This is a genomic window from Lentzea miocenica (genome assembly GCF_033949945.1).
Taxonomy (GTDB): Bacteria; Actinomycetota; Actinomycetes; order Mycobacteriales; family Pseudonocardiaceae; genus Lentzea; species Lentzea miocenica.
Genome location: NZ_JAXAVW010000060.1, coordinates 22,976 through 31,658, shown reverse-complemented (window position 1 = coordinate 31,658; position 8,683 = coordinate 22,976). Strand labels below are relative to the sequence as shown.

8 protein-coding genes are annotated in these 8,683 nt (G+C 69.8%); 3 read left to right on the top strand and 5 right to left on the bottom strand.

Annotated features, from left to right (window positions below; all coding sequences use genetic code 11):
- Window positions 1-27: 27 nt before the first annotated feature.
- Window positions 28-162, bottom strand: a complete 135-nt coding sequence (locus SK803_RS44305) for an Lsr2 family DNA-binding protein (RefSeq protein ID WP_319972262.1) — start codon at window positions 160-162, stop codon at window positions 28-30.
- A 7-nt stretch (window positions 163-169) separates the two neighbouring features.
- On the opposite strand from SK803_RS44305, the gene SK803_RS44300 reads away from it, so the two are divergent.
- The gene (locus tag SK803_RS44300) at window positions 170-580 is read left to right on the top strand and encodes a tyrosine-type recombinase/integrase (protein ID WP_319972260.1); all 411 of its coding nucleotides are present in this window, start codon (window positions 170-172) and stop codon (window positions 578-580) included.
- 174 nt (window positions 581-754) lie between these two features.
- Here the strand turns inward: SK803_RS44300 and ychF are convergent, their stop codons facing one another.
- Window positions 755-1,834: a redox-regulated ATPase YchF gene (gene ychF / locus SK803_RS44295; protein WP_319972259.1), complete on the bottom strand. Its 1,080-nt coding sequence runs from the start codon at window positions 1,832-1,834 to the stop codon at window positions 755-757.
- An 80-nt stretch (window positions 1,835-1,914) separates the two neighbouring features.
- On the opposite strand from ychF, the gene SK803_RS44290 reads away from it, so the two are divergent.
- Both SK803_RS44290 and SK803_RS44285 read left to right on the top strand, forming a co-directional pair.
- Window positions 1,915-3,201, top strand: coding sequence for a bifunctional transcriptional activator/DNA repair enzyme AdaA (locus tag SK803_RS44290; protein ID WP_319972257.1), 1,287 nt, complete (start codon window positions 1,915-1,917; stop codon window positions 3,199-3,201).
- Window positions 3,198-3,695 carry a methylated-DNA--[protein]-cysteine S-methyltransferase gene (locus SK803_RS44285; RefSeq protein ID WP_319972256.1) on the top strand — a complete coding sequence of 166 codons (498 nt, stop codon included), beginning with the start codon at window positions 3,198-3,200 and terminating at the stop codon, window positions 3,693-3,695. Before SK803_RS44290 ends, SK803_RS44285 begins: the two co-directional genes overlap by 4 nt.
- A gap of 6 nt (window positions 3,696-3,701) precedes the next feature.
- Here SK803_RS44285 and SK803_RS44280 read toward each other — a convergent pair whose 3' ends face one another.
- From SK803_RS44280 to SK803_RS44270, 3 genes are all read right to left on the bottom strand, one after another.
- Entirely contained in the window at window positions 3,702-4,241 is a 540-nt protein-coding gene (locus SK803_RS44280; RefSeq protein ID WP_319972255.1) for a hypothetical protein, read from the bottom strand.
- 332 nt (window positions 4,242-4,573) lie between these two features.
- Window positions 4,574-7,450, bottom strand: a complete 2,877-nt coding sequence (locus tag SK803_RS44275; RefSeq protein WP_319972254.1) for an SMC family ATPase — start codon at window positions 7,448-7,450, stop codon at window positions 4,574-4,576.
- Entirely contained in the window at window positions 7,447-8,586 is a 1,140-nt protein-coding gene (locus tag SK803_RS44270) for an exonuclease SbcCD subunit D (protein WP_319972253.1), read from the bottom strand. The genes SK803_RS44275 and SK803_RS44270 overlap by 4 nt, the downstream gene beginning before the upstream one ends.
- Window positions 8,587-8,683 lie beyond the last annotated feature (97 nt).

Below are 8,683 nucleotides of genomic sequence, written 5' to 3'. Positions count from 1 at the left end.
TGGGCGGAGGGGACCTTTTGCGTTCGTTCAGGAGGCGTGGGCTTCCTGGAACTGGGCAACGAGGTTCTGTGGGATGCGCCCGCGGTCGGAGATCTGGTGCCCCTCGGCGCGAGCCCAGTCGCGGATACGCTGCGCCTCCGCCTTGTCCGCGGCCTTCACCACGGTCTTGATGATCCCGTTTCTGCGCACGGAGATCGATCTGCATTTGGAAGAGTGGGGGACCACGCTTCTCGAAGACGGAGACAAGATCTACCGGGTCTTCTTCGCGCCGCGCGAGCGAGGCAAGGGGACCATGCCGACAGCAACCACCTACGGCTACCACTTCAAGAAGGCAGCCAAGGCCGCGGGACTGATGACGCACTCAGGGAAGCTGCTCTATACGGCCCACTCGTTGCGACACTTCTTCGCTTCGACGGCCCTGGGGAACAACATCCCCATCCTGGATGTCTCCAGGTGGCTCGGACACAAGTCCTTCAAGGTCACTGCGGACATCTACGGGCACCTCGCGCCAAACGCAGATGCCCGCTTCAGGACGGTCATGCAGCAGGCGCTACGGCCGGACTTCGACCTGGCCGCGTAGGCCCGCTACACAACCGTCCACATTGGTCTCAAGCCCCCGTCTGAAGTCAGCACGGGAGCGCGAATCGGCGGGAATCAGCGGGAACTCGGCAGGGCCAGCGCCGTCAGCCCAAGCTCTCTACCTGCGGCTTTGACAGACGCTGACCTGCATGTTGCGGAACGACGAAACCCCTGCTTAGACGTTGAAGCGGAACTCCACCACGTCGCCGTCGACCATCGTGTAGTCCTTGCCCTCCATGCGGACCTTGCCCGCCGCCTTCGCGTCCGCCTTCGAGCCCGCCGCGACCAGGTCGTCGAACGACACGACCTCGGCCTTGATGAAGCCCTTCTCGAAGTCGGTGTGGATGACGCCGGCGGCCTGCGGGGCGGTGGCGCCCTGCGGGATGGTCCAGGCGCGCGCTTCCTTCGGGCCGGCGGTGAGGTAGGTCTGCAGGCCGAGGGTGTGGAAACCGGCGCGGGCCAGGGAGTACAGGCCCGGCTCGTGCTGGCCGATCGACTCCAGCAGCTCGCGGGCCGACTCCTCGTCGAGCTCGAGCAGCTCGGACTCGACCTTGGCGTCGAGGAACACCGCGTCGGCGGGGGCGACCAGCTCGCGCAGTTCCTTCACGCGGGCCTCGTCGGTCAGCACGCCCTCGTCGGCGTTGAAGACGTAGAGGAACGGCTTGGTGGTGAGCAGGGACAGCTCACGCAGCAGCTCGGTGTCCACTTCGGACTGTGCGGAGAACAGCGTGCGGCCGGAGTCGAGGATCTCCTTGGCCTTGTTCGCGTTCTCGAGGACGACGCGGCGGTCCTTCTGCATCCGCGCCTCCTTCTCGATCCTCGGAATGGCCTTCTCGAGGGTCTGGAGGTCGGCGAGGATCAGCTCGGTGTTGATCGTCTCGATGTCGCTCGACGGGTCCACGCGGCCGTCCACGTGCACGACGTCCGGGTCGTCGAAGACGCGGATGACCTGGCAGATCGCGTTCGCCTCACGGATGTTGGCGAGGAACTTGTTGCCGAGACCCTCACCTTCCGACGCGCCCTTGACGATGCCCGCGATGTCGACGAACGACACCACGGCGGGCACCTCGCGCTCGGAGCCGAAGATCTCGGCGAGCTTGGTGAGGCGCGCGTCCGGCAACGGCACCACGCCCACGTTCGGCTCGATGGTCGCGAACGGGTAGTTCGCGGCGAGCACGTTGTTGCGCGTGAGCGCGTTGAACAGGGTGGACTTGCCAACGTTGGGCAGGCCGACGATACCGAGGGTCAAACTCACGGGGAGCGAGTCTACGGCAGGGAACGGTCGTGTCCGATTCCCGCGAGCCATTGGCCGTTCCCGCTGGCAGGATCGACGGCATGGTCATTGACGAAGAACACGCCTACCGGGTCTGCGCCGCACGTGACGCCCGGTTCGACGGGTGCTTCATCCACGCGGTCCGCACGACCGGCATCTACTGCCGGCCGTCGTGCCCCGCGGTGACCCCGAAGCGCCGCAACAGCCAGTTCTTCCTGACAGCCGCCGCCGCGCAGTCGGCCGGCTTCCGCGCCTGCCGCCGGTGCCTGCCGGACGCCGTGCCGGGCTCGCCCGAGTGGAACCTGCGCGCGGACCTGGCCGGCCGCGCGATGCGCCTGATCAGCGACGGCGTCGTCGAACGCGACGGCGTGACCGGCCTGGCCTCCCGTCTGGGCTACTCGGAACGCCACCTCACGCGGGTGCTGACCGCCGAACTGGGCGCCGGGCCGCTGGCGCTGGCCCGCGCCCACCGCGCCCACGCCGCGCGGTTGCTGATCGAGACGACCGAACTGCCGTTCGCGGACATCGCGTTCGCCGCGGGCTTCGCCTCGGTGCGGCAGTTCAACGACACCATCCGCATGGTGTTCGCCTCGACGCCGTCCGACATGCGCGGCCGCGGCAAGGCACCGGTAGGCACCCCGGGCCGGATCGTGCTGCGACTCCCCTACCGGTCACCGTTCGACGCCGACGGTCTGTTGATGTACTTCCGCGCCCACGCCCTGCCGGGTGTGGAGGAGGTCACGGCCGACTCATACGCACGGACGTTGTCGCTACCGCACGGCGAGGCGACCGTCCGGCTGACGTTCCCCACCGACCACGTGCTGTGCTCGTTGAGGCTGGCCGACGTACGAGACCTGGGCGCCGCCGTCTCCCGCGTGCGCCGCCTGCTGGACCTCGACGCCGACCCGGAAGCCGTCGACTCGTTCCTCGGCGCGGACCCGATCATCGGCCCGCTGGTCCGCTCCGCACCCGGCATCCGCGTGCCGGGCAGCGTCGACGGCGCCGAAACGCTGCTGCGCCTGGTCGCCCCGTTCACCGGCGTGCCGCTGCGGATCCCGGACGGCAACCTGACCCACCTCTACGCAGCAGGGGACCACCCCGTGACCGAGGCGCTGGCGACCGGCAGACTCGCCGTGGACGTGGGCCGCTCAGCAGAAGACCTGACCGAAGAACTGACACCCCTGGTCGGCGCTTCCGTCGCCGACGAGGTGGCCATGCGAGTGCTGGGAGCCCCAGACGTGCTGGTACTCCCGGCGAACTCGCGAAACCTGGCTTCCCACGGCCCCGACTGGCGGCCGTGGCGCTCCTACGCCGGAGCACACCTGACGAGGAAGGCAGCAACATCATGAGCGTCGCACACACGTCCACTGTGGACACCCCGGCGGGGCCGTTCACCGCGATCGTCGCGCCGGACGGGGCAGTGCTGGCCAGCGGCTGGACCGCCGACATCGCCCTGCTGACGCCCCAGATCCACGCCACCCTGATGCCCACCGAGATCACTTCGCGCCCCGACCTGGGCGACGTCACCAAGGCCGTGGTCGCCTACCACGAGGGCGACCTGACCTCGATCGACACGGTGGAGGTCCGCCAGAAGTCCGGCCCGTTCCTGCAACACGCTTGGGACGTCCTGCGCACCGTCCGCGCCGGCGAACCGGTCACCTACAGCGAGTACGCCGAGCTCTCCGGACGCCCAGCAGCAATCCGCGCGGCGGCCTCAGCCTGCGCCCGCAACTCCGCGGCCCTGTTCGTCCCCTGCCACCGCGTGATCCGCATCGGCGGCAACCTGGGCGGCTTCCGCTGGGGCCTGGACGTCAAGCGCTGGCTGCTGGCCCACGAGGCCTGACCAGGTCTAGCCGACGAGGTTGATCTCCGGCGGCCCGGCGACGGTCACCAGTTCCGTGTCGCACCGCTGGCACGAACTGGTGACCGGCCAGACCTGATTGCTCTGCACGGAGTTCTGCGGCCCGAACCAGTCGTCGTGCCCGGCATCCCGGCAAACGTGACAGCCGACCCGGTAGTGCAGCCGCACCCACCGCTTCTCGCTCAGCTCGGAAGCCCGCTCGTCCGGCCGCTTGAGGTCGAAGAACGGCGACCACCAAAAGGCCAGCCGGCACCGCAACCGCTGCGAGGTCTCGTCACCGGCGGTGTCGAAGCCGGTGACCCTGATCGGCGCCGGATGCGCACCGGCGACATCGATGTCGTCCTGCCACTCCAGCCGCCGCTCGGACGAGTGGCACAACCCGTTCTCCGCGTTGGGATGCAACGACACGGTCCGCCCGACCCGACGGCACACAAAGCAGTCGTGTGCGTACTCCAACCGGTTCGACCAGACGAAGTGGGCGACCGACGTCAGCGCGACGCGCGCGGTGACTTCCACGTGGGACAGCACGGGCCGAGGTTAGAGGGACTGCGGCAGTTCGTCCACATGCGACGGCCCGACGGCACTCCGAGGCGATGCAGGATGGAGTGCGCAGCGATGAATCGGCGCAATGGACACGTCCGCGTGGTGATGCCGCGCTGGGTGGCGGTGCACGCCCACGCCTCGCGATTGGGGCTCAAGGTCAAGCCCCAATCGCAATCGTCGCGCAGCGGCGATTAACCCCCACGCCTCGTCCATGCCCGCGCAACCTCCCACGCAAGGTGAGATGCGCACGGCCGGCGACCACCCCGCTGGAACCCGATTGCTCGCCCGCAAGCCGACCCGCACGGTCCAAACCTGCGTCAGGCCAGCGAGACCTCCAGCGTCGACCCGCTGCGGGCCTTCCTCACCCGCAACCGGGTGGGGATCCGCTGCCGCAGTTCCTCCACATGCGACACCAGCCCGACCACGCGCCCACCAGCGCGCAGCTCGTCGAGCGTGTTCATCACGATGTCCAGCGTGTCCGAGTCCAGGGTTCCGAAGCCCTCGTCCACGAACAGCGTGTCCAGCAGCGCGCCGCCGGTCTCGTTGGCCACCACGTCCGCCAGGCCCAGTGCCAGGGACAGCGAGGCCAGGAACGATTCGCCGCCGGACAACGTCTTGGCGGGGCGGGAGCGGCCCGAGTAGTCGTCGAGCACGTCGAGGTTCAGGCCGCCGCGAGTGCCGCGGGCGCCGGCCGAGTCGGAGTGCACGAAGCTGTAGCGGCCCTGGCTCATGCGGTGCAGGCGGGCCGAGGCGGCGACGGCCACTTCCTCCAGGCGGGCGGCCAGCACGTAGGAGCGCAGCGTCATCTTCTTGGAGTTCTGGCCGCGGCCGTTGATCACGTCGGTCAGCGCGGCGAGTTCCGCGTAGGAGGCTTCGAGTGGCTCCAGCGACTTCCACTCGGCACGCAGCCGGGCGGCCAGTTCACCGACGCGGGCGAGGGCCGCTCGGGCTCGGGCCAGGCCGGTTGCGGCGGAGGAGGCCGCGGCACGGGCGGACGAGGCTTGTGCGGTCACCTCGTTCAGGTCCACCTCGGCGGCCGGGTCCACGTCGGCCAGCTCTTCCAGGGTGGCCGCGGCGGTGGCGCGGGCGCGTTCCCAGGCGGCGATCCGTTCGTCCAGTGCCTGGAGTTTGGCGGCTGGGCGGGCGGCGGACAGTGCGGCGTCCACGTCCGGGAAGCCGGCGTCCGCCGCCAGGGCGGCCACGGAGGCTTGTTGCTCCTCGACGCGGGCCAGGGCGGCGTCCCGGGCGGCGCGGCGGTCGGCCAGTTCCACCAACGACTTCGACAGGCGCAGCAGGTGGTCGCGGCGGGTCAGGACGTCCTCGTGTTCGCCGCGGGCCTTGTCCAGGCGGGCGCCGCGTTCGGAGACCACGGTGACCAGCGACGCGTGTTCGGTGCGCAGGCCGACCAGGTCCTGCTCGACCTTGGCCTTCTCGGCTCCCAGCTCGCGGGACTTGGCTTCCAGGCCGACGAACTCGTTCTGCCGCTGCGACTTGGTCCGGGCCAGCTCCAGGGCCGCGCGGTACTCGGCCACGACGAACGCGGGCTCGTCGGAGCCGAGGGCTTCCCAGCACGCCTGGATGCGCAGTTCGGCGGCGTGCGCGGCACGTTCGGACTCGTTGCGGCGGTCCAGCGCCTGCTGCTCGTCGTGGGCCGCTTCTTCCTCGTCGGCCGCGTCCACGCCGCCGAGCATCGGCTGGGCCGGTGCGGGGTGCGACGAGGAACCGCAGACCGCGCAGGGCTTGCCGCGTTTCAGGGCCGCGGCCAGCTCGATGGCCATGTTCTCGAGGCGCTGGTGGCGGACCTGCTGGAGGACGTCCTTGGCCTTCTGGTGGACGTCGATCGCCTCGTGCAGCTCCTTCTTGGTTCGCTCCAGCGCTTCCCCGGCCTCCGGCAGCGCCAGGGCGGCGTCCGCGCGCGCCTTCAGGCCCTCCAGGCGGGCGGAGGCCTCGGCGGCCGCGTCCAGCTGCGCGCGGCACTGGGCCACGCGTTCCGGCAGCACTTCCAGTTCGGTGTTCAGAGCCAGCAGGCGGCGCTCGACCTGGTACGAGGAGTTCTTCAGCACCGACAGCTTGCGCACGTCGGCCTGCTGGCGTTCGGCTTCGGCGGCCAGTTCGGCCAGGCCGCCTGCTTCCTCGCGGTGGCGCTCGGCGTCCTCTCGTAACGACGAGCCGGAGTAACCCAGGCGCGCCAACGATTCCGCGGCCCTGGTCTCGTCGCGGACCGCGAACTCGTAGGACTGCTGGAACTTCGCGATCTCACCGAAGGCGGGCACGACCGGGATCGCACGACGGGCCGCGTCACGTTCGGCGAACCACGACGCCGAGTCGGCGGCCTCGACGCGGGCCAGCATCTCGCGGGCGTCGCGCACGCGGCGGATCTGGTCGGCGTGCACGCGGGCCTGGGCCAGCAGGGCGTCCGCGCCGTCGGCCACGCCGGCCGTCTCCTCGGACAACGCCTCGGCTTCCTGGACGGCGAGCGAAAGCCGCTCCAGCACCGATTCCAGCCAGCCCGGCTCGAACGACGGCTCCTCACCAGCCGCCTCGGCCACGCGGTGCATCAGCTCGGAGGCGCCCTGACGCCGTTCCTCCAGCACGCGACCGGCGACCACCCGCTTGTCGCGGAACCACTTCTCCACGTCCAGGAAGCGCTCGGTGCCGAAGAGCTTCTCCAGCAGCACCTCGCGTTCGGCCGTGTCCGAGCGCAGGAAACGGGCGAACTCGCCCTGCGGCAACAGCACGACCTGGAAGAACTGCTCGTACGACATCCCGAGCATGTCCTCGACGGCGCGCGCCACGTCGTCGATGCGGGTGATGCCCTCGCCGTCCCAGCCTTCGAGCCACGTCAGCGAGGCCTTCGCGGGCTGCGTGGTGAAACCTCCGCCGCGCTTCTTCGGGCGATCGAACTCCGGCGAGCGCACGATCCGGAACCGCCGCGACTGCACGGTGAGCTCCAGCTCCACCGACGTCGGCACCTCGGGATCGGCGTATTCGCAGCGCAGCTTCTTCACGTCGCCCCGCGCGCCCGGCACGCGCCCGAACAGCGCGAACGCCACCGCGTCGAGCAACGTCGTCTTGCCCGCGCCCGTGTCGCCGTGCAGCAGGAACAACCCGTCCGCGCCCAGCTCGTCGAAGTCGACGCTCTCCGGGCGCGGGTACGGGCCGAACGCCGTCAGCTCCAGGCGGTGCAGTCTCATTGCTCCTGCTCCCTCGCCACCGACGAGAACGCCTCACGCAGCAACGCCTTCTCCGCCTCGGACGGCTCGGAACCCCGTGCGTCCGACACGAAACAACAGGCCACTTCCTCGTCGGAACGGCCACGCACCCGGTCCGCGTACGTCATGTTGTGCTGCAGCCCCTGCTCCGGCCGCCACTCCACGTGCACCGCGTGCTCGAACCGCTTCTGCAACTGCCGCAACGCATCCATCGGACGCACCTGGTCCGTCAGCACGACGGACAGGAAGTGGTCCTCGAACGGCTTGTGCGCGGGGTCCTCCAGCACCTCGGCCAACGTACCCGTCAGCGAGGCCAGCGGCCGCGGCACCGGCAGATCACGCCGCTCCACCCCGACGAGCCCGCCCGCGTCCAGCTCCACCAGCCACACCGACTTGCGGTGCCGCGCCTCGGAGAACGAGTACGCCAGCGGACTGCCCGAGTAGCGCAGGTTCTCCGCCAGCGTCTGCGGCCCGTGCAGATGCCCGAGTGCCACGTAGTCGACGCCCGAGAACACCTGCATCGACACGTCCTGCACGCCACCCACCGCGATGGTGCGCTCGGACTCAGACGGCGCCCCGCCGGTGACGAACGCGTGCGCCAGCACCACCGAACGGGCCGAGCGACCGGCCAGATCAGCCCGGATCCGCCGCATCGCCTCACCGAGAACCGGCGCGTGCCCCTTCTCCGCCACCCCGAGCACGTGCCGCGCGGGCTCCGGCTCCAGGAACGGAATCCCGTACAGCGCGACGGGCCCGTGCTCGTCCTCCAGCTCCACCGGCTTGTCCAGCAACGAGATCTGCGTGCGCAGGTACAACCCGCCGGATGCGGCGAACTCGCCGAACACCCCGATCCGCGCCGCCGAGTCGTGGTTGCCGGGGGTGATCACGATCCGCGCCCCGGCAGCGCGGATCCGCATCAGCACCCGCGCGCACAACGACACCGCGTCGGCGGACGGCACCGCACGGTCGTAGAGGTCGCCGGAGATGACCACGACGTCGACCTTTTCGGAAGACACCAGGTCAGCGAGGCCGCTCAGCACCGACTCCTGCTCCACGAGCAGGTCGCGGCCGTGGAACGTTCGCCCCACGTGCCAGTCGGAGGTGTGCAGGATCCGCATGGCACCAACCGTAGAGACGGGGTCTGACAAATCTCCGGGAGGGTTCCCGGCGTGTCACCCGATCGAGTTCAACATCTTTGGGGGAGCATCATCGGTG

Coding starts and splice junctions, on each gene's coding strand:
- SK803_RS44285 (WP_319972256.1), top strand. CDS start 3,198: ATGAGCGTCGCACACACGTCCACTGTGGACACCCCGGCGGGGCCGTTC.
- SK803_RS44275 (WP_319972254.1), bottom strand. CDS start 7,450: ATGAGACTGCACCGCCTGGAGCTGACGGCGTTCGGCCCGTACCCGCGC.
- SK803_RS44300 (WP_319972260.1), top strand. CDS start 170: ATGATCCCGTTTCTGCGCACGGAGATCGATCTGCATTTGGAAGAGTGG.
- SK803_RS44270 (WP_319972253.1), bottom strand. CDS start 8,586: ATGCGGATCCTGCACACCTCCGACTGGCACGTGGGGCGAACGTTCCAC.
- SK803_RS44290 (WP_319972257.1), top strand. CDS start 1,915: ATGGTCATTGACGAAGAACACGCCTACCGGGTCTGCGCCGCACGTGAC.